We start from the raw sequence: 20478 nt of genomic DNA on the forward strand, positions 1-20478 counted from the left end.
AAGCCATGTTCTATTTTATCCCCTCTTGGTATAATGACAATCGAAAATGGTATGACAATACACCTCTATGGTTTCGCGTTTTTGAACGAATGACCTTTGATGATACCATTAATCAATTGAAAATGTTTAAGCATGCCAAGGAAACATCACAAATACTATTACTCAATTATCAACCCCTTTTTCGCTATTTCTTGCATAAACAAGATTTGCTTGGCGAAGATTATTGGTCGTTTTTTGATGATATTCAAAATATTTCAAAACAAAATGCCAGTCCTATTTCTTTTAAAAGCCTCAATTGGCCTAAAGAAACTCAATTTCTTTACAGTCCCTTTGCCATTGTAGCTAAGCATGCAGGAAAACAAATTGGAATCATTCATTTTGCTGAAAATGGCAATCTCTTTTACATTGATTTTCAAATTGATGGTACAAATGACAAACGTTATATTTTTGATGATAGAGGCTTTTTATCCAGTATTCTATACTATGATAAAAGTGGTGAAGAATTGTACCAAGATTACCTCAATGAAAATGGTCTCTGGCAGGTTCGAGAGCATTTCAATGATGATCGAAAATATCTTGAAATTAACACTAATGCTGACAAAGAATTTCAAGAATCATTTTATTCTAGCTGGGAAAACCTTATTTTAGAACGCCTGACGGCTTATAAAGCCAAGCAAATCACAAAAGATGACACCATTATTATTGCCAGTCATCCGCAACACAACGATCTGGTCAATACTGTTTTTGATCAAGAAAAAAAAGTATATTCCTTTTTTGGAGAACGCCAAAGTCTGTCAGATACTGCCGCTATTCAACCTCTGATTGCGTCATCAAGTCTCTTAGTCACAGCCAGTGAAAAAGATGAACTTGCCTTGAAAACCACAATGGAAACCTTGTCTATGACAAGCAAAAAAATGACGCGTATTTCACCATTTGATACACGTCTTCGTTTAGGACACAGTCAAACCATTCGAGAATTAATCCTCTATTTCTATATTGATGGTCTCTCTAGAGTTGAATTAGAAAAGGTTTTACGAATGCTTATGGCAATGATGGACCAGAATTTGGATATTGCCCTTTCAATTGTAACCTTTAACCGTGACTTGTCACTCAAAGAACTTGAAAAGTGGGTGACGGCAAAACTTCAAGACCATTACCAACCAGAACACTTTTTTGAAAAAACTGCTGATGATGCTGAAAACCAATTAGATGAGGATGTGGAACTTGAATTGAAGCGTATTACGTTCAATTGTTTCACCAATGAAAATCAAATTATTAAAGCATTAGACAGAGCAAGACTTGTCATTGATTTGGGACAAATTCCTGACCAATACACACAAATTGCCAGCATTAGTGCAGGTGTGCCTCAAATTAACAGGGTAAAAACCGACTACGTCAATCATTTGGAAAATGGCTGGCTTTTACAAGACTTAGAAGCCTTACCAGAAGCCATTCATTATTATTTTGATGGCTTGGCCAATTGGAATGCTTCACTGGTCTATGCTATTCAAAAAATGGCGGATTATACTGGCGGAAATATTTTAAAACAATGGAAAGACTTACTAGAAAAGGACTAGTCTACAATGAAAGTATTACAGATTGGACAAAGAAATTGGGCTGATGAAATTTCTCAATTGCCAGAAGATATGGAATGGCTCAATTGTCCATCACATGAGCTTCCACAATTTTTAGAAGTTTTGGAGGAAAAGGCATTAGCAAATTTGCCCAAAGTCACATTAGACGAGGAAGTTGCTAAAATTAGGTTACGCTTTGATGCTGTTTTAATCACAGAAGAAGTCAATGAAGCAGACTTAAGCCCTTTAATGGATACGATAGAAGCCTATGGGCTCTATCATGATCAGGGCTTACATTTGATTTCTACCCAAGCAGATGGTATTTTTCGTCGGAAAGTTTTACGTGAATTAATTGCACAAGGAAGTATAGAAGACAAACTCAATTTTCTATATTTGACCTTGTTTGATAGTCAGTATGGGGCTAAGTTAAAAATACCAGATATCGATGTGAGCCCAGGTTTCCAAGGTGATATCTCTTATGATGGCCATGTTGCAGTCAATTTCTCAGCTGATTTTGGTGAAGATTTTCACCCCTTATTTACCTTCCGCTACAATTTACCAAGCTTTCCTGTTGCTTTAGAACTTTGGTTAGAATATGTTAAAGTCTCAGGAGATAGTCATATCCGTTTAGAAATAACCCCTATGAGAAAGGGGAGTTTGCATGATGTCATGCCGTCAGTTATCTTTGAAGAAAGGGATATGCAAGAGCCCTTTGTCTTACCACCAGACCCTGAAGTTGGCTTTTACGCCATATCAGTATTTGCTAAAGGAAAGGGTGTCCTGAGCTTTGGCCCACTTCACTGGCGTTACTCTCGAATGGGGCTTGGAAAATTTGTCTTAGGTGGCGAGCGTTTTAATGATTCCAAACGTCAAGAATTGATTTATTATTTTAATCCAGGTGACATGAAGCCACCAATGAATGTTTATTTTTCAGGTTTCAGACCAGCAGAAGGTTTTGAGGGCTTTGGGATTATGAAGTCCCTCAAATCACCATTTATGTTAATTGGTGATCCAAGGTTAGAAGGGGGAGCCTTTTATATTGGATCAGAAGAAATCGAAAACAAGGTTGAAGAGGTCATTCAAGAGTCATTAGACTATCTTGGCTTTGACGCTAGACAATTGATTTTATCAGGGCTTTCAATGGGGACTTATGGCGCTCTTTATTATGCCTCGCACTTTAATCCTCATGGCGTGGTTGTTGGAAAGCCCTTTACCAACCTTGGTGACACAGCAGCAGGCATGAAATTAAAAAGACCAGATGAATTTGAGACGATTGCAGATGTGCTTAGAAATAATACTGGAGGCCTTTCAGAAAAGGATATTGAAAGCTTGAATCAAAAGTTTTGGAATAAATTTTCACAATCTACTTTTCCAAGAACTCGTTTTGCCATTGCCTATATGGAACATGATGATTATGATAACACAGCAACAAAACTATTAATTGAAGACTTATCTGCCAAAGGGGCTCATATTTACACCAAAGGTTATGAAGGCCGTCATAATGACAATAGTCGTTCTATTAATAAATGGTTTATGCGTCAATATGTAGATCTCTTAGAAGCTGATTTTGAAAGGAAATATTCATAATGCAAGAACTGTTAAAGCAGATAAAATGGCAAGAGGTGCACTCAGGTTCAGCATATCTTTATGGCACCTCGATACGCTTCTTGGAGGATTCTGTGATTTTTACTAATGAAAGATTAGCTTCAGGCAAACCGTTGGTGACCTTTTTGTCTAAAACACATTATCAAGGAAATCGATGTGAACCAGATTTACCTGTGCTCATTCCAAATGAAAAATATGTTATTGAAAGTAATATCAGTTCTGAACCTCTAAATCGCATTTTCATTCAGCTTAATTTCTTTAACCGTTTGGGTGAAAAAATGAGTTTTGAAGTGCTTAGAGATTGTAAAGGTGAATTTTTATATCCTGAGGAAGCTTATGCTTATGATGTGACTGTTTTTAGCTCAGGTTGTTCACAGATGCACTTTCACGACATAAGCATTTACCATAAAAGACAACATGACAAAGTGAATGAAGATACCCCACCTGCTAATTGTTATCAGGAAAATCAATTACCAGAGGCACTAGAGTTTGTTAAAGCACATATCCAGGTTAAATGATGAAGTAAGGAAAGTAGCAATGAGACAGAGAAATTCATTCATTAATAGAATGAAATTACGAGAATTAAAACAACTCCTAAAAAAAATCAACGCAATGGCTGATCAGATAGCGGTGTTATCTGATGTTGATTTATCAGCTAAAACCCTTGAATTTCGCAATCGACTAGCAAATGGTGACACATTGGATTCCATTCTTGTTGAAGCATTTGCTGTTATGAGAGAAGCAGATAAACGTGTTTTAGGAATGTTTCCCTTTGATGTTCAGGTTTTAGGTGGTTTAGCCTTGCATTTTGGCCATATTGCAGAGATGAAGACAGGAGAAGGAAAAACCCTAACAGCAACCCTGCCTTTATACCTAAATGCCTTAACGAGAAAAGGTGCCATATTAGTGACAACAAATGACTACTTGGCAAAACGTGATGCTCAAGAAATGGGAGTTGTCTATCAATTTATGGGGCTAACAGTTGGCTTAGGTGTTTTCGAAGAAGATGAAGACGTTGACGCTGAGATGAAGCGTGCAGTTTATGCTGCAGATATCACTTATACGACAAGCACACGTTTGGGATTTGATTATTTGGTTAATAACCTTGCCGGAGATAAGAAGGATAAGTTTTTACCTGCTTTTAATTATGTTATTGTTGATGAAGCAGATGCTGTCTTACTTGATAATGCCCAAACCCCATTAATCATTTCAGGCTTACCCCGTGTGCAATCAAATCTTTATGATGTCAGCAATCAGTTTGTGCAAACATTGAAAGAAGATGAATTTCGTTATTTAAGTGGCGATAAAGTCGTCTATCTGAAAGAAGCTGGAATTGAATACGCACAATCCTTTTTCAACATCCCAGATCTATATGACAGTACTTATTTTGAGTTAAATCGTCATATTAATCTTGCCCTTCGGGCTCATTATCTTTATAAAAAAGATGTTGATTACGTTGTTGATGATGACGAAGTCAAGTTGTTAGATAATCGAACAGGCCGTATTTTAGAAGGAACAAGACTACAATCAGGGGTGCATCAAGCCATTGAGACTAAAGAAGGGGTCAAAAAAACAAAAGACTCACGTTCCATGGCTTCTGTTACTTACCAAAGTCTCTTTAATATGTTTCCCAAATTAGCAGGGATGACAGGAACCGCAAAAACTGCCGAGGATGAGTTGATTGCCACTTACCGAGTTTCAGTAATTGTTATCCCAACAAATCTTCCCTTAAAAAGGATTGATTACCCGGATAAAGTGTATGTCACATTACCTGAAAAATTATATGCAACCTTAGCCTATGTTAAAGACTTGTATGAAAAAGGGCAACCCGTCCTACTCATTTCAGGAACTGTTGATATTGCTGAAATTTATTCAAGAATGTTGCTTCAAGAAGGGATTCCTCACAGTGTTTTAACAGCTAAAAATATTGCTAAAGAAGCACTGATTATTAAAGAAGCTGGCAAAAAAGGAACCATTACAGTAGCTACCTCCATGGCTGGAAGAGGAACAGATATTAAACTTGGTGAAGGTGTTGCTGCTTTGGGAGGGCTTGCAGTTGTTGGTACCGAACGAATGCCAAATGGTCGGATTGATTTTCAACTTCGTGGCAGAGCAGGTCGACAGGGAGATCCTGGCTTAAGTCAGTTTTTTGTTTCTCTTGAGGATGAGTTATTAATGCAATATGGTGGCAAATGGTTAAAACGGTATTTTGAAAAAAATAATCATGTCAACCATAAAAAATATGGCCAAGCCTTAAAAAGTCGTCAAGTTCAAAGAATTATATCATTAGCACAAGAAAAGAGTGAAGACAAATCCGTTTCTGCAAGGGAATCTACCATCAAGTTTGATGAAAGTTTGCGCGTGCAACGAAATAAAATTTACAAACTTAGAGATGAATTAATTTATTCAGACATGAAACTTTCAAGTAAAATTGATGACATCGTTAAAGAAGTCATAGATGATTACCTCAACACTAATCCTCAGTTTGATGCTGAAAATTTAAGTCGTCTTGTTTTAGAAAATTACTCCTATAAAAAGCCCTCATTTTCACAAGCTTTTACTAACCACTATCAAGAAAGTGTCAGAGACTATTTATGGGACCTGTATCAAAAAGAAATGCAAAAAAAAGCTCAAGAATTACGAACTGACGACAAACACGAAGAGTTTTTACGCTTGTCGGTATTACGAGCAATTGATGAATCCTGGATTGAACAAGTGGATAATTTACAACAACTAAAAGCATTTGTTACCATGCGCCAAATTGCACAACGTGACTCCATCACAGAATATTACAGGGAGTCTTTGGAGTCTTATAACAAAATGGAAAGCCGTATCAAAAAATCCATAGTTAGAAACATTATGCTAAGTGCTATCGAAGGAAATGCTGATAAAGGCTATTCCATCTATTTTGTCTAAGAGGAGTTATCATGACCATATATAATATTAATTTAGGTATAGGTTGGGCAAGCAGTGGTGTTGAATATGCCCAAGCCTACCGAGCCTCGGTATTGCGAGAACAAGGAATTCCTGCAAAATTTATTTTTACTGATATGTTTCAGTCTGAAAACCTCCAACATTTCACATCTAATATTGGTTTTAAAGATCACGAAATTATCTGGCTTTATGGCTTTTTCACAGATATTAAAGTTGCGCCAACAACTTACTCTAAGGCTGAGCTTGAAAAAAGTTTTCCTAGCCCTATTAGCAAAATTGAAAATAATGGTCGTTTAGTTCGTTATTATTTTGAAAATCAGGATTATTATGTCAATGCGACACTTTGTGGTCAGGAAAATAAGGCTGTGCAGCGGGTTGAGCATGTGTCAAAAGGGAAATTAATTCGTAAGGATTATTACAGTTACACTAAAGTTTTTAGTGAATACTATGCTCCAAGTAATGACAAACCGCACTTGTATCAAAGGACTTTCTTTAATGAAGACGGCAGCTTAGCTTATGAAGAAATCGTAATGGAGAACAGAAGTATCTTCCAGTTTTCAGATGAGATCTGCTATAGCAAAGATGACCTTGTTGCCTATATGCTTAAGCAGTTACACTTAAGCCACCAAGACATCATCTTATTAGATCGTGCAACAGGTATTGGTCAAGCAGTTCTTCAACACCGTGGTGCTGCTAAGTTAGCCGTCGTTATTCATGCCGAACACTTTAGTGTTAATGGAACTGATGATGATAATATCCTTTGGAATAATTATTATGACTATCAATTTACCAATGCTGATAAAATTGATGCCTTTATTGCATCAACAGAAAAACAAAAAACAGTTTTAGAGCAGCAATTTAAAAAATACAATCACATGGAACCTAGAGTCTATGCCATTCCAGTGGGAAGTCTTGATGAGTTGAAGTATCCGAGTCAAGCAAGAAAACCTTTTTCCTTATTAACAGGCTCCCGATTGGCTGGTGAAAAACATATTGATTGGTTGGTTTCAGCTGTCATATTAGCACATGACAAATTACCAGGGCTAACCTTTGATATTTATGGAGAAGGTGGAGAACGCAGTAAGCTTGGAGAACTGATTCAAAAAGGCTCGGCCCAGAATTATATTAGCTTAAAAGGGCATCAAGATTTAAGAGACATTTACCAAAATTATCAGGTTTATTTAACAGCTTCAACCAGTGAAGGCTTTGGACTTACCTTGATGGAAGCTGTTGGATCAGGCCTACCTTTAATTGGTTTAGATGTGCCTTATGGTAATCAAACCTTTGTTGAGGATGGCAAAAATGGTTACTTAATTCCGCGACAAGAACCAGACGATAGCAAACAAATGGCTAAAGCATTTGCTGAAAAAATTATCCAATATTTTCAAGATATGGATAAAGAAAAAGCTCAGGAATATTCTTATTCCAAAGCAGAGAATTTTCTCTATGACCACCTAGCCAAATTATGGAAGAGCTTTATGGAGGAAATGACACATGATAACAGTATTTGAATGGTTAGACCAAAGATCGCTTGATTTGCATTATTCCTTAGAAGTATCAGGTTTCAAGGGAGTCAGTGTTCTTTTGAATGATGATGGTAATCTTCCAAAAGGCTTTACGTCACCTTACGCCTTTTTTTGCCAAATCAAAGATGGTCAAACCAAACCTGTCTATTTTAATCAGATTAAAGTACCTGATTTTTGGCAGATTACTGGAAATAATGGAGAAGGTGACATATGGAATAATAGTGATCAAAAAGCAAAAATCTATTACCATGACCCTAAACATCTTCGTTTGGTTAAACATATTGATTGGCTTAATCCAAATGGCAAAGTCTATTTAACAGACCATTACAATCAGTTTGGTTGGGTCTTTGCTAGAACATACTTTGATGCTGAACAAAAAATATCCCATAAAAAATATTTCAATCAACAAGGTCAAGAAATTATTAGTGAAAATCAGATGACAGGTGATATTCTTTTGCAGTGGAAAAATCAAACCCATCATTTTGCAAACAGAACTGATTTTTTCCTTTATTATTTTAAGCAAGCAAACTTTGATCAAGAAACCATTTGGTATAATTCCTTATCAACACCATTTGCTTTATCCTATTATTTAGGTGGAAATGGTAAGGATATTCTCTTTTGGCAAGAAGAGATTGGGGATCAGATTCCTGGAAATATGCAAATGATTTTAGAGCGTAAAGCTTCTAGGACGCAAGGCATTGTTGTTCAGAACAAAACAAGTTTTGATAAACTAACAGCCCTCCTGTCTCAAGAACAAAAGCAGATGGTTTCTTATCTTGGTTATATCTCACCTGATTACCGGTCAAACCAAAATCGTAAAGAGATATTAATCTTGACAAATTCAGACAATATAGAGGGGCTAACAGTACTGGTTCAAGAACTGAAAGATTACCACTTCCATATTGCAGCCTTGACTGAGATGTCACCTAAACTGATGGCTTTTGGTGATTCAGCCAGTGTTTTCTTATACCCTAATATTGCTCCTAAAATGGCCACAAAACTCTTTGAAAAGTGTGATATCTATTTAGATATCAACCATGGTAGTGAAATATTATCGGCAACGCGTCAAGCCTTTGAATCAAACTTGGTTATTGCAGCTTTTAACAATACCTTACATGCCACTCAATTTGTCCTTAAAGAAGCTATATTCACCCCTCAGGATCATATGGGAATGGTTAACTGGATTAAAGATCAAGACGACCTAAAACAAACAAGTTTAAAACAAAGGAAAGAAGCAGGCCAAGAAAGCCCAGAGCGATACCAAATGTTATTTTAGAGAGGATAATATCATGACTAAAAGAAATGAATTATTGGATAAGGATATTCAAGAACGCATTGACAATGCTCGCTTTGAAAAAGGAGATGAAGAAAAAAACAAACAGTCTCTCTTTTATCTTATCGTAGTGGTGTTAGTCACCCTGTCCGTCTTATTTCCCTTACTCAGACATCTGTTTTAACCGTCTACAGCATTTCAAAAAAGCCTTCCAACTGAAATTGGGAGGCTTTTAAACACGTTTATGGAATTGATATTAGTGATTGTTCTCTCTCTTTTTTTGACGCTCGCTTAAGTAACTTTCGATTGTCATCAACATAAGTTGGTCACCGTATATTTTACAGAGATATTTTGCTTCTAGAAGGTAAGAGGTAACTTGGTCATATTCTAAAAAATGTTCGCCTGCGTTGGCTACTAATATGAGTAGTGGTGCGAGTTGATAACTGGTTTGCTTTAGTTTACACAGTTCAATAGTTTCAAAAGCAACTTGCATAGCCTCACTATAGTCTTTCTTGGATATAAGGTGGTGAGCATAATTGTATCGAATTCTAATATAACCAAAAAGAAACTCTTGGATAGTGAAATCTTTTTCTTGATAAATCTCTATTAATAATAAGTAGTTTTTCTTGTATTCTAAATCACGACCAATTAAAGAGTAAAAATTAGACAATGTATTTAATATTCTTAAGTAGATGACGGTTTTAGAAGATAAGTTGGTTAAAAGCTTTTCCAAGTGCGAGATGGCTTCGTTCTTCTTATTATAGTGATAGAAGTCGATGATGGCTTTAATCCACTCTAAATACATAGAATCTTCAGAACACAAGATATGATTCTTATCCAACTCTAGATTGTAGATATATTCTAAATCACTATAGTTTCTATCATCTAAAAGACGAGATGACAACTGTTTGAAATGTGAAAGGTTTGATTTAACCTCAATGTCGTCATTAAAAAAATAATCAAGTGGCACTTCTAAACGTTTAGCTAATCGAAATAGTAGATCAGCAGAAGGCATGTAACTTCCCCGTTCTATTTTACTAATTTGACTTTGTTCACAAATTCCCTCTGCCAAAGAATGCTGGGAAAACCCCAATTCTTTACGCTTTAAGCGAAATTTTTCAGATAGCATTGTCATCAAATAGACTCTCTCTTTCAGTGATTCTTCCCTTTGATTATATAATTTTTAGTTTATATTAGCAAGTTTTAGAAAAATAAAATTCTTAAAAGAATTTTAAGTAAACAATAATCTTATTGTAATAAAAAAATTGACAAAAAAAATAAATGATGCTAATATTAAAACATAAAAGAAAGGGGTTTCAGGTCAAGGTGAAAAATATAGTTCAGAAATTGATTGTGTGTTTATTTCTAGGAGTATTTACAATATCAAATGTGATATCATACCATCCTTTTGAGAATTTATCTAAAAATTTTGTAAAGTCAGTTCAATATAAACATAAGTCAAGTGAACTTGATATTGGTAAATCAGATTAATAAATATTATTTTGAAGTTTTTAGATTTTATTAGTATCGGTATTTAAGTTATTGTTTACTGTTTAATATTTTAAAAAGGAGAAATTATTAGTATGAAATCTATTTTTAAAAAAAGCTATATAGCAATTTTAGCTGTTATGGGAATTGGAGTTTTTGTTACTCAAGTATCTGCAAGGCCGATTGCTGGATATGATGTTACAATTCCAAGATTTGGTAATATCAATACGGGCCGATTGGTTAAAGAGGGTTATACAAATGCCGTACATAGAAATAACTCAATAGGTGGTAATAAGAGAATCAACACATCAATTAAACATGCAAATACAGGTAATGATATTACAGGAAGTTACTCGATGGGGGCAGGAGACCGTATTGAGCTTGCTTACAATGGTGGTTCTGGAGCATATGTTAATAATGCAACCACATTAAGTATTGCTACACCTGCTACCACAGTTGTGAAAGTACAAGCGCAAGGTTCTTGGAGTCCTGACGCTCAATAAAAAAGGTATTTATTAATAACAGTAATAATAACTTAATCTAATGGGAGGAGACATCTCCTCTCATTTACTTTTATGATGATTTACAATCAAGGAGTATGCTGTAATGAACTATTTTTTTGCGGAGTTTAAAAGAGCTATTCAATCAAAAAATTTTCTAATTGCTAATTTCCTTATTTTAGGAAGTTTAATTGTTGGTATGATTAGTAGCTGGTCATCTATAAGGGCATTTAAAGGAATTTCATTTTTTCTTTATTCCTTCTCTTTAGGAACTGGAGCAATACTGCCTGTAGTTGTTCCTTTAATTGTTTGTCTTCCGTTCTCAAATTCTTATTTACAAGAGATTGAGAATAATATGATTTATGGTATTGTCACTAGGATAAGTATAAAGAAATATTATTATATTAAATGTCTGACACTCAGTTTAGTTGCTGCTTTAACAATTATCATCCCTTTGTTGTTTTTTTTACTAACAAATGCTCTGATATTTCCATTTGAAAAAGGCGTCTATTTTGGGGAAATTGGAGGAGCCTGGTCATCTGTTTTTAAAGAAAATCAATTGGCCTACGTTATGATTCTTATTGCAAATAGTGCGATTTTTGCAGCGACATACGCAAATGTAGGGTTTGTTGCAACCTTCTTTAGTCATCATAAACTAGCCTCTATTGTTATTCCATTTATTTTATATCTTTTGCCTTCCTTTATTTTTCCCTTTATAGGTTTTGATAAGTTTGAACCAGTAACTACTTTTGATTTAACCTCAAATACATCTTCCACTATTTTTACTGTCTATAGTCAGTTAATTATAATTATATTACTTGGATTTAGCTTAGGCTATCTAAAATTGAAGAAGGAGTTGGTCACATATGGTTCAAATGATGACTAGTCTCTTATGGAAAAGTTACCATAACAAAATCTATACTTATGGGATAATCATAATCCTAATGATAAGTTTATGCTTTTTTCAATTTCAAAATCAAAATTTTGGAAAAAGTAATTTTTGGATTTGGCAATTATATCTTAATAGTGACCTGTACACTGCAATTGTAGGGTTGCCGTTATTATATTCCATTGGGAATTATCTTATTTCAAGTTTCTTTTTTTCAAGTGACTTGGTAATATTTAGATTTAAAGATAAACTAAGGCTATTTAGGAATAAACTGCTGATACAGTTTTTATTTTTAGTATTATTTATTCTTCTAGTTAATGTTATTGCCATGCTCATTAGTATTTTATCTACTAAGTTAAATAGTAACTGGACTTTGGATAATATAAAAGGCTATAGTCTTGCTTTTTCTTCAAGGCCTTATCTAAAAATGCCATTATTGATGCAAACGACACTGACCTTATTTAATTTTTCGTCTTATCTTTTTTTCCTCTTGCTATTCCAGTTTTTTCTAAGGTTAATGTTCAAAGCAAAGTCTGCTTTAGTTATAGTAGTTATGTGGATTTTTTTACAGTCATTTTTTTATAAAATAACTAATGCCTCTAGCCTGTTGCTTTTTTTACCTCTCTCTCATTATCAGGTGGTAAATGTGACAAATGTCATGCAGAATGTGATCTATTGGGTGGTGCTAAATGGATTTGGTATAGCTTTAAACCATTATTGCTCCAAACGATTGAATATTTTTGATTAAGGAATTGACTATGGTAATCATTTTATTAAAGGAAAAACTAAACTATCGTAAGATACTGCTTATTCTTGCTTTCTTTCTTTTTTTGCATCTATCAGCAAAACTAATCTTGGATGATGATTTTTCCTTGACTGTACTGACCTATTACGAATTGGAAAATCGACATTTTTATGTCATTATAAAATACCTACTTCCCTTTATTATTTTTCTATATACATTTGTCTTTACTATTGATTTAAAGGAAGATTACACTGTTTTAATTCTTATCCGAAATCCTAATAAATACAGTCACATTAAGGCAATAAGTCTCTTTATATTTGGAATTAGCATTGTTTATTGGGGAGTTTATTTTTTACTGTTTACTTTTTTAACAGGTACAAGTCTCGATCTTATTGGTAAAGAGATGCTCAGAAGCGCAATAATAACCTGTCAAATAAGCAGCTTTTACTTTTGTTTAACGAGGCTTATGAAGAGTTCACAGATTGCAGGTCTTTTAGCTTGTCTTATTTTAGTAGTCTTAAGTTTTCAATCTCAGATTTTAGTTGATATTTTAACGCTATCGCCTTTAGCAATTTTAATAGTAATTATGAACCTAGTGACTATTATGATTTATATTAGAAAAATAGGAGTGATATATCTATGAAAGTAATCGACTTGCAGAATATGTCTTTTGCATTTAGAAAACAAGAGATTTTTAATAATATTACGATGTCGTTTGAGTCTGGAGAAATTATTGGTATTGTAGGTAATAATGGCTCTGGAAAATCTGTCTTATTTAAACTAATTGCCGGACTCATTAAACCTCAAAAAGGTGAAATATGGGTAAATGGTAAAGAAATTGGAAATTCCATCAAATTTGCTAAAAATATAGGTGTACTAATAGAAGAACCCTCCTTTTTACCAGATTTAACAGCATTTGACAATTTGGGTTTGCTCTTAAGTATTAATCACAAAGTGTCAAAAGAAGTTATTGAAAGAGCTTTGAATTCTGTAGGATTGCTTGAGCATCGAAACAAGAAAGTTAAAAAGTTTTCGTTAGGGATGAAGAAAAAAATGGGAATTGCACAAGCTATAATGGAAAATCCAAATGTGTTGCTTTTGGACGAACCGATGAATGCTTTGGATGAGGAGTCCATTGATAAAATAAGAAAACTGATTTTAAGATTTGCTCAAAACGGAGGAACTGTTTTGATTGCAAGTCATAACAAAGAAGATATTGCTTATCTATGCCAAAAAGTCTATCGTGTTAAGGACGCTAAACTCGTTTTAGAGTAAAGCTTACTCAGACATCTCTTCTAACTGTCTTAATCATTTCAAAAAAAAGCCTTCCAACTGAAATTGGGAGGCTTTTAAACACGTTTATGGAATTGACGCCATTGATGAGGGGATCTTCCATAATGTCTTTTAAAGGCAGTTGAAAAATTGAACTGATTGGAATAGCCGATGTGTTCGGCAATTTCTTCAAGTGTCATTGAGCTATGCCGTAATAACTCACAGGCCTTACTAAGTCGGTACTGCATGAGAAAGGCTTGTGGTGTGCAAGACATTTTTTCTTTAAAGAGGCGACTGAAATAGTGCCTGTTAAGATTGCAGTGCTCTGCGATATCAGCAATCGTTATGGTTTTATTATAATTTTGTTCCATAAAATTAAGGGCTTCACGGATATAAAATTCTTTAATATCTTCATGATTACTACTTTGGTGAGAGAGTGATTCCTCAATCAAAGCATTGATGAAAAGATAGGTTTGCGCAATAATATAAGAACTTCGTTTATCATGATACTTAATCAAATTGGATAAGTGTTCATAGATAGGGCTGTCTGTAGCAGATTGCTGTTGGGAAAAAACACAGTTGCTTTTGCTGAGGCCAGCTTGCTCTAAAAAATATTGTGCCTTAATGCCATCAAATTCAATCCACATGTAGTGCCAAGGATCTTTTTCATCAGCCTCATAGCTGCACATTAAGGTTGGTGAAATGAGAAAGCCTTGCCCAGCTGTTATATCATAGTGTTTATTTTTACCGGTAAGGTAAAGCTTTCCCTTACCACTGATGACGTAATGAAAAATATAGTGTTTAAAAAGGGTTGGTCCAAAATAATGAAGGGGATCACAGTCTTCGTGACCAAACTGAATAGGGTAAAAATCCATATAAGCACGGTTGTTAAATAAGTAAAATTCAGGTGTTGACATGTCACTCTCCCTTTTTGTATTCGCTTACATCAAGTTTATCACAAGTATTTGAAAAAGGGATATTTTATATGCAAATGTTTCAAAAAAACGCATATTAAAATGAATAAAGTCAAATATTAAGATTCAAAGAAGAACAAATTGGCTATATAATGACACTATAACAAATCATTTAAGTCATTGGACTTTAGGAGGCAAATATGACATTGAAAAAAATGAGCTTATGCGTTATGGTTATGACATCACTTTTGGGATTGAGTGCCTGTGGATCTGACAAAAGTCAGGAAAAAGCAAGTCATTCAGAGTCAAAAGATGGTAAGGTTACAATTTCCTATGCAATATGGGATTCAGGACAAGAACCAGGAATTCGTAAAATTGCCGATAAATTTGAAGAAAAAAATCCTAAAATCAAGGTCGACATTCAAGTGGTTACCTGGGATAATTACTGGACAATGCTTGAAGCAGGAGCTACCGGAGGCTCCCTACCAGATACCTTCTGGATGCATTCCAATGAAATCTACCGATACGGTTCAAATGATATGCTCTTGAACCTTGATGATAAGATAAAAGATAGTAAAGATGTTGAGTTGTCTCATTATCCCAAAGGTTTAACTGCTATTTATAACATCAAAGGACATCAGTACGCTGTGCCAAAAGATTTTGATACCATAGGCCTTTGGTACAACAAAAAAATGTTCGATGCAGCAGGTATTGCCTACCCGGATAATACATGGGATTGGAATAAATTAAAAGAAACAGCAAAACAATTAACCAAAGCAGACGGCAGTCAATATGGTTTTTTAGCACCCCTTATTAACCAAGCTGGATACTATAATTTTGTTTACCAAAATGGTGGAACCATTATTACCAAAGATAAAAAATCAGGTTATGATGATCCAAAAACCATTGAAGCCTTGAAATTCTACACCTCTTTTGTTGATGAGAAGTTATCACCACGGGTGACAGACGACAAAGGAGCTATTGAAGCTGTTGAAAATGGTCAAGTAGCTATGGGATATTTTGGTTCATGGAACCTTAGCACCTTTGTTAATAGTGATTATCTGCGTGACAATTTTGATGTGGCAGTCCTTCCAAAAGGTGTTAAACAGGCATCTCTTTATAATGGACTAGGCAATGCGATTTCTAAAAACACAAAACACGCTGATGAATCTTGGAAATGGGTTGAGTTCTTAAGTTCAAAAGAAGGTCAAACAATGCAAGCAGAACTTGGTGTTGCCATCTCAGCATACAATGGTACGGCAGATGTCTGGGTTAAATCACATCAAAACTTCAACACTAAAGCTTTCATTGATATGCTTGACTACGCACAAATTCGTCCTTATTCAAATGCCACAACAAAATGGGAGGATAAGGCTTATGAAGGCTTGAAGCCGGCATATATGGGACACGAAAACATTGAAGATGCGGCTAAGAAAACCGCTAAAATGATGAATGAGGAAATTGCAAAAGAAAAATAGACCTGATAGTAACTGGAGAAAGCAACTCATTTCTCCAGTTTTTAGATAGGAGAAGGAATGAAAAAACACAAGAAATACAATGAAGCCCTATGGGGGCTCGCCTTTGTTGCTCCTACCATTATTGGCTTACTTGTTTTAAATATCATCCCAATCTTTCAAACGCTGAAAATGAGTTTTTACCGCAGTGGCGATTTTGGTAAAGGTGATATTTTTATAGGCTTAGAGAATTACCAAAAAATGCTAAAGGACCCACAGGTTTGGCAAGCCAGCTGGAATACTATTAAATATACCCTTCTTGTTGTTCCAATTATGGTTATCTTAGCCTTAATTTTAGCGAGTATTTTAAATGGCAAAATTAAAGGAAAACACATTTATCGAACCATCTACTTTTTACCAATGGTAGCTGCACCAGCAGCTGTTACCATGGTTTGGAAGTGGCTTTACAACACTGATTTTGGTTTGATTAATCTTTTCTTATCGCAGTTTGGAATTGGTAAGGTCGACTGGCTATATGACCCTAAGGTTGCCATTTATGCTATTGCTGTTATTGGAATTTGGTCCTCTGTCGGATATGGCATGATATTGATTTTAGCGGGTTTACAAGAAATTCCAAGAGATTTTTATGAAGTCGCTATTATTGATGGGGCCAGTCCCATTAGACAATTTTTTTCCATTACTTTACCACTTGTTTCACCAACTCTCTTTTTTGTTATTGTAACCAATGTGATTTCCTCTATGCAAGTCTTTGATTCAATCTATATGGTAGAATCCATTAGTAGTCCAGCTTATCAAAAAACGGTATCACTGGTTTACTTGTTTTATAACAATTCCTTCAAGTATACGGATAAAGGTTACGGGTCAAGCATTGTTATGCTTTTATTAGTCATTATTATGCTGATTACCATTATTCAAATGAAGGTTCAAAAAAAATGGGTTTATTATGGTTAGAAAGGAGCATCAATGACCAAATCAGAAAAAATAGCCAGAGTGCTAACACATGTTTTTTTAATCTTTGTCGCCTTAGGAATGATTGTTCCTTTTGCGTGGATGGTCTTAACATCTTTTAAAACAGTATCTGAAGCAACTCAGATGCAGCCTTTTCACCTCTTACCCAAGGTTTTTCAATGTCAAAATTACAGTGAAGTGATTAAGAGAAATCAGTTTACCATCCTTTATTTTAATACCATTATGATGATGCTTTGGCGCATTGTCAGTTCAGTTTTATTTAGTGCCATGGCCGCATATGCTTTTGCTCGCCTTACCTTTCCAGGACGACAGTTTCTCTTTGGACTAGTTCTCTTTCAAATGATGGTACCACCGCAACTTTTTGTGATTCCCCAATATTTAATGGTTAATCAGTTAGGCATGCGTAACACGATTTTTGCATTGGTATTTCCAGGAATTGTCTCAGCATTTGGAACCTTTTTATTGCGGCAGTTCTTTATGAGTTTGCCTAAGGAACTTGAAGAAGCAGCGGAGCTTGATGGCTGCAATATCGGGCAGACCTTTTTCAAAATTATGTTGCCCTTAGCCAAATCAGGTTTGATTGCGCTAGCCATTTTTACAGCACTCTTTGCCTTTAAAGATTTACTTTGGCCTTTAATCATTAACTCTGAGGCTGATGCAGCGACCTTGTCTAGTGCCCTTTCGAAAATTCAAGGTGCCTATCAAACCAATTACCCACAATTAATGGCAGCAAGTGTGCTAGCGATTTGGCCAATGGTGCTGATTTATATTGTCTTCCAAAAACACTTTATTCAAGGCATTGCATCATCAGGTGGGAAACTATAGGAGAAATTTATGCCAATTCATATCAATCAGGAAAAACAGGAATTTCATCTTTATAACGATGACATTAGCTATATTGTAGCCATTTTACCCAATGGACAAGTAGGCCATCACTATTTCGGGAAAAGGGTACACTTAGAAGATTCATTTGCCTATCTGCAAGAGCGCGACTACCGTTCTCTAACAGTATACCCGTCTGAGTCAGATCCAACCTTTAGCTTGCAACACACCCGGCAAGAGTATCCTTCATTTGGCACGGGCGATTTTGCCAATCCAGCTTTTACCATCAAAGCAGTTGATGGCAGCCGCCTATCAGAATTTATCTATAAAGGCCATCAGCTTCAAAAAGGAAAGCCGGTTTTGGATGGTTTGCCCTCAACCTATGTTGAATCTGATGAAGAAGCAACGACTCTAATCTTACATTTAGAAGATCAAGTTACCAAAACGAAACTTGATCTTGTTTATAGCATTTATGAAAACCGACCTGTCATAGCACGTCATGTCAGGTTTGAACAAATTGGCAAGCAAGCTATTTCTATTGAACGGCTTATGTCAGCGAGTCTAGATTTTCAAGATAGTGATTATGACTGGATACATTTAGATGGTGCCTGGGGCAGGGAGCGTCACTTGGTTCGAAGTCCCTTAAGACAAGGCTGTCAGTCAATCTATAGCTTAAAAGGGACCAGCAGTTCGGAACACAATCCATTTGTAGCTATAGTAAGGCCTCACACGACTGAGCATCAGGGACAAGCTATGGGCTTTTCGCTGGTCTATAGTGGGAATTTTTTAGCGCAGCTAGACCTCAGTCCCTATCAACAGGCCAGATTAACCATGGGAATTCACCCAGAAGGTTTTGAATGGCTATTGCAAGAGGGAGAAAGTCTGACAAGTCCGGAATTAGTCATGGTTTATAGCGATCAAGGCTTAAATGGCATGAGTCAGACCTTCCACTGTTTATATGGCGAGCGACTCGTTCGAGGTCCTTGGCGAGATAAGGAGAGGCCTATTCTTCTCAATAACTGGGAGGCTATGACCTTTGATTTTGATGAAAACCGAATTGTATCACTTGCAAAAGAAGCAGCAAGACTAGGTGTTGAGTTGTTTGTGATGGATGATGGGTGGTTTGGTAAACGAAACAATGATAGAGCAGGACTAGGTGATTGGACAGTTAATGTTGAAAAGTTACCTAAGGGCTTAACGGGCGTTATCGATGCTGTTCATGGCATGGGCATGAAGTTTGGTCTCTGGATAGAACCTGAAATGGTCAACAAAGACAGCGACTTGTTTCGAGAGCACCCAGACTGGATATTTCATCATCCAACTAGAAATCAATCACATGGACGTTTCCAATATACCCTAAACATGGCCCATGAAGAGGTCTATCAAAATATTTACCAACAAATTCATAAGCTACTGTCTGAACATGCTATTGATTACATCAAATGGGATATGAACCGGTATATGGCAGAAGTTTACAGTGTTTTTCACGCAGCTGATCAGCAAGGCAAATTATACCACCAGTACATTCTCAATATTTATCGTCTCTATGAGGCTTTAACCAGTGCTTTTCCAGAAATTCTTTTCGAATCATGTTCTAGTGGAGGTTCCCGCTTTGACCCTGGTATGCTTTATTACGCTCCACAAACGTGGACCAGTGACAACTCTGATGCTCTTGAAAGAATGACCATTCAGTATGGAACAAGTTTTGTATACCCCTTATCCAGCATGGGCTGTCACGTGTCAGAATCTCCAAACCAACAAGTTGGACGTTGTACACCCTTAGCAACGCGGGCAAATGTGGCCTACTTTGGCAGTTTTGGGTATGAACTGGATTTGACTCTTCTTAATCAAGCTGAAAAAAAGGCTATCGCTAAGCAAATTGATTTTTACAAGGCCAACAGAGTGATTTTCCAAAAAGGGCTCTTCACGCGCCTGGTTAGTCCATTTGAGACGAATTATCTGGCTTGGCAGGTATTGTCGGCAGATGGAAAAAAAGGCTTCATAGCTTTTTATCGCCAGTTAATTGCCTGCAATGAAGTCAGTTATCGCCTTTACCTAAAAGGTTTAGACCAAGATGCCAAGTACCTGATTAATGGCAGCAGCTATTATTATGGTTCAAGTTTAATGCATGCAGGACTTGTCATAGCTAAAACCGATTTTGAAGATGGGCTAAAAGACTTTAGTTCATTACTTATCAGCATTGAAAAAGTGGACTAATTGAGTAGTAATAAAGGTTACTAACAGATATGTTTTTGTCAAAAAGCATGTCTGTTTTGCTTGCTCCTAATGGTAAAAAGGCAAGCCTTCTTTTGTGCCTATTTGGTCGAATAAAGTTCTTTAATGAAATAAGAAATAAAGGATAAGAAAGGTAAATTAACAGAATAATCACACTGTTTTGGAAGCGCTTGCATATCTTTCGTCACTATGTTAAAATAATGGCGGAAATAATAAAAAACTGTAGGTAGGGAAGCACTACAGCAAAGGAGGAAAAG

The 20478-nt window shown here is 35.7% G+C and carries 18 protein-coding genes; 16 read left to right on the plus strand and 2 right to left on the minus strand.

The features are described 5' to 3' along the window. The first annotated feature begins 5 nt into the window (after nucleotides 1–5). The 7 genes from asp1 to Q9317_RS02535 are packed head-to-tail and all read left to right on the plus strand — an operon-like array spanning nucleotide 6 to nucleotide 9096. Nucleotides 6–1577 (plus strand): accessory Sec system protein Asp1, encoded by a 1572-nt coding sequence (asp1, locus tag Q9317_RS02505; RefSeq protein ID WP_003100882.1) that lies wholly within the window; start codon nucleotides 6–8, stop codon nucleotides 1575–1577. Nucleotides 1578–1583: 6 nt separating this feature from the next. Next, nucleotides 1584–3161, plus strand: coding sequence for an accessory Sec system protein Asp2 (asp2, locus tag Q9317_RS02510; protein ID WP_003100884.1), 1578 nt, complete (start codon nucleotides 1584–1586; stop codon nucleotides 3159–3161). Next, nucleotides 3161–3697: an accessory Sec system protein Asp3 gene (gene asp3, locus Q9317_RS02515; RefSeq protein WP_003100886.1), complete on the plus strand. Its 537-nt coding sequence runs from the start codon at nucleotides 3161–3163 to the stop codon at nucleotides 3695–3697. Before asp2 ends, asp3 begins: the two co-directional genes overlap by 1 nt. 19 nt (nucleotides 3698–3716) lie before the next feature. Continuing rightward, nucleotides 3717–6095, plus strand: a complete 2379-nt coding sequence (gene secA2, locus Q9317_RS02520; protein WP_003100888.1) for an accessory Sec system translocase SecA2 — start codon at nucleotides 3717–3719, stop codon at nucleotides 6093–6095. Nucleotides 6096–6106: 11 nt separating this feature from the next. Continuing rightward, nucleotides 6107–7624, plus strand: a complete 1518-nt coding sequence (gtfA, locus tag Q9317_RS02525; RefSeq protein ID WP_003100890.1) for an accessory Sec system glycosyltransferase GtfA — start codon at nucleotides 6107–6109, stop codon at nucleotides 7622–7624. Further along, complete coding sequence (gene gtfB / locus Q9317_RS02530; protein ID WP_003100892.1) at nucleotides 7608–8915, plus strand: accessory Sec system glycosylation chaperone GtfB; 1308 nt, start codon at nucleotides 7608–7610, stop codon at nucleotides 8913–8915. The genes gtfA and gtfB overlap by 17 nt, the downstream gene beginning before the upstream one ends. Before the next feature lie 13 nt (nucleotides 8916–8928). After that, nucleotides 8929–9096 carry a hypothetical protein gene (locus Q9317_RS02535; RefSeq protein WP_003100893.1) on the plus strand — a complete coding sequence of 56 codons (168 nt, stop codon included), beginning with the start codon at nucleotides 8929–8931 and terminating at the stop codon, nucleotides 9094–9096. Nucleotides 9097–9168: 72 nt separating this feature from the next. On the opposite strand, the gene Q9317_RS02540 is transcribed toward Q9317_RS02535, so the two are convergent. Further along, nucleotides 9169–10047, minus strand: a complete 879-nt coding sequence (locus Q9317_RS02540) for a helix-turn-helix domain-containing protein (protein WP_003100895.1) — start codon at nucleotides 10045–10047, stop codon at nucleotides 9169–9171. A gap of 149 nt (nucleotides 10048–10196) precedes the next feature. Here Q9317_RS02540 and Q9317_RS10565 point away from each other — a divergent pair, with 149 nt between their 5' ends. The 5 genes from Q9317_RS10565 (at nucleotide 10197) to Q9317_RS02560 (ending at nucleotide 13809) form a co-directional block, all read left to right on the plus strand. After that, on the plus strand, nucleotides 10197–10403 hold the full coding sequence (locus Q9317_RS10565) for a PhrA family quorum-sensing system peptide (protein ID WP_366652661.1): 207 nt from the start codon (nucleotides 10197–10199) through the stop codon (nucleotides 10401–10403). Between the two features lie 92 nt (nucleotides 10404–10495). Beyond that, nucleotides 10496–10903: a hypothetical protein gene (locus Q9317_RS02545; RefSeq protein ID WP_003100897.1), complete on the plus strand. Its 408-nt coding sequence runs from the start codon at nucleotides 10496–10498 to the stop codon at nucleotides 10901–10903. 103 nt (nucleotides 10904–11006) lie between these two features. Further along, a complete protein-coding gene (locus Q9317_RS02550; protein WP_003100898.1) occupies nucleotides 11007–11786 on the plus strand; it encodes an ABC transporter permease in 780 nt (259 codons plus the stop codon). Between the two features lie 761 nt (nucleotides 11787–12547). Next, nucleotides 12548–13177, plus strand: a complete 630-nt coding sequence (locus Q9317_RS02555) for a hypothetical protein (protein WP_003100907.1) — start codon at nucleotides 12548–12550, stop codon at nucleotides 13175–13177. After that, the gene (locus Q9317_RS02560) at nucleotides 13174–13809 is read left to right on the plus strand and encodes an ABC transporter ATP-binding protein (RefSeq protein ID WP_003100908.1); all 636 of its coding nucleotides are present in this window, start codon (nucleotides 13174–13176) and stop codon (nucleotides 13807–13809) included. Before Q9317_RS02555 ends, Q9317_RS02560 begins: the two co-directional genes overlap by 4 nt. A gap of 74 nt (nucleotides 13810–13883) precedes the next feature. On the opposite strand, the gene Q9317_RS02565 is transcribed toward Q9317_RS02560, so the two are convergent. Then, nucleotides 13884–14723: an AraC family transcriptional regulator gene (locus Q9317_RS02565; RefSeq protein WP_003100910.1), complete on the minus strand. Its 840-nt coding sequence runs from the start codon at nucleotides 14721–14723 to the stop codon at nucleotides 13884–13886. Between the two features lie 197 nt (nucleotides 14724–14920). Between Q9317_RS02565 and Q9317_RS02570 the strand changes: the two genes are divergently transcribed. Genes Q9317_RS02570 through Q9317_RS02585 form a run of 4 tightly spaced genes read left to right on the plus strand, consistent with a single transcriptional unit; the run spans nucleotide 14921 to nucleotide 20203 of the window. Next, complete coding sequence (locus Q9317_RS02570; RefSeq protein WP_003100913.1) at nucleotides 14921–16198, plus strand: ABC transporter substrate-binding protein; 1278 nt, start codon at nucleotides 14921–14923, stop codon at nucleotides 16196–16198. Nucleotides 16199–16255: 57 nt separating this feature from the next. Beyond that, nucleotides 16256–17146, plus strand: coding sequence for a carbohydrate ABC transporter permease (locus tag Q9317_RS02575; protein WP_003100915.1), 891 nt, complete (start codon nucleotides 16256–16258; stop codon nucleotides 17144–17146). A gap of 12 nt (nucleotides 17147–17158) precedes the next feature. Beyond that, a complete protein-coding gene (locus tag Q9317_RS02580) occupies nucleotides 17159–17989 on the plus strand; it encodes a carbohydrate ABC transporter permease (protein WP_003100917.1) in 831 nt (276 codons plus the stop codon). 9 nt (nucleotides 17990–17998) lie between these two features. Continuing rightward, nucleotides 17999–20203, plus strand: a complete 2205-nt coding sequence (locus Q9317_RS02585) for an alpha-galactosidase (RefSeq protein WP_305981573.1) — start codon at nucleotides 17999–18001, stop codon at nucleotides 20201–20203. The last annotated feature ends 275 nt before the right edge of the window (nucleotides 20204–20478 follow it).

Source organism: Streptococcus iniae (assembly GCF_030732225.1).
Taxonomy (GTDB): Bacteria; Bacillota; Bacilli; order Lactobacillales; family Streptococcaceae; genus Streptococcus; species Streptococcus iniae.

Coding starts and splice junctions, on each gene's coding strand:
- Q9317_RS02570 (WP_003100913.1), top strand. CDS start 14,921: ATGACATTGAAAAAAATGAGCTTATGCGTTATGGTTATGACATCACTT.
- Q9317_RS02535 (WP_003100893.1), top strand. CDS start 8,929: ATGACTAAAAGAAATGAATTATTGGATAAGGATATTCAAGAACGCATT.
- secA2 (WP_003100888.1), top strand. CDS start 3,717: ATGAGACAGAGAAATTCATTCATTAATAGAATGAAATTACGAGAATTA.
- Q9317_RS02565 (WP_003100910.1), bottom strand. CDS start 14,723: ATGTCAACACCTGAATTTTACTTATTTAACAACCGTGCTTATATGGAT.
- Q9317_RS02555 (WP_003100907.1), top strand. CDS start 12,548: ATGGTAATCATTTTATTAAAGGAAAAACTAAACTATCGTAAGATACTG.
- Q9317_RS02580 (WP_003100917.1), top strand. CDS start 17,159: ATGACCAAATCAGAAAAAATAGCCAGAGTGCTAACACATGTTTTTTTA.
- Q9317_RS10565 (WP_366652661.1), top strand. CDS start 10,197: ATGCTAATATTAAAACATAAAAGAAAGGGGTTTCAGGTCAAGGTGAAA.
- Q9317_RS02540 (WP_003100895.1), bottom strand. CDS start 10,047: ATGACAATGCTATCTGAAAAATTTCGCTTAAAGCGTAAAGAATTGGGG.
- asp2 (WP_003100884.1), top strand. CDS start 1,584: ATGAAAGTATTACAGATTGGACAAAGAAATTGGGCTGATGAAATTTCT.
- Q9317_RS02585 (WP_305981573.1), top strand. CDS start 17,999: ATGCCAATTCATATCAATCAGGAAAAACAGGAATTTCATCTTTATAAC.
- Q9317_RS02560 (WP_003100908.1), top strand. CDS start 13,174: ATGAAAGTAATCGACTTGCAGAATATGTCTTTTGCATTTAGAAAACAA.
- Q9317_RS02575 (WP_003100915.1), top strand. CDS start 16,256: ATGAAAAAACACAAGAAATACAATGAAGCCCTATGGGGGCTCGCCTTT.
- Q9317_RS02550 (WP_003100898.1), top strand. CDS start 11,007: ATGAACTATTTTTTTGCGGAGTTTAAAAGAGCTATTCAATCAAAAAAT.
- asp3 (WP_003100886.1), top strand. CDS start 3,161: ATGCAAGAACTGTTAAAGCAGATAAAATGGCAAGAGGTGCACTCAGGT.
- gtfA (WP_003100890.1), top strand. CDS start 6,107: ATGACCATATATAATATTAATTTAGGTATAGGTTGGGCAAGCAGTGGT.
- asp1 (WP_003100882.1), top strand. CDS start 6: ATGTTCTATTTTATCCCCTCTTGGTATAATGACAATCGAAAATGGTAT.
- gtfB (WP_003100892.1), top strand. CDS start 7,608: ATGATAACAGTATTTGAATGGTTAGACCAAAGATCGCTTGATTTGCAT.
- Q9317_RS02545 (WP_003100897.1), top strand. CDS start 10,496: ATGAAATCTATTTTTAAAAAAAGCTATATAGCAATTTTAGCTGTTATG.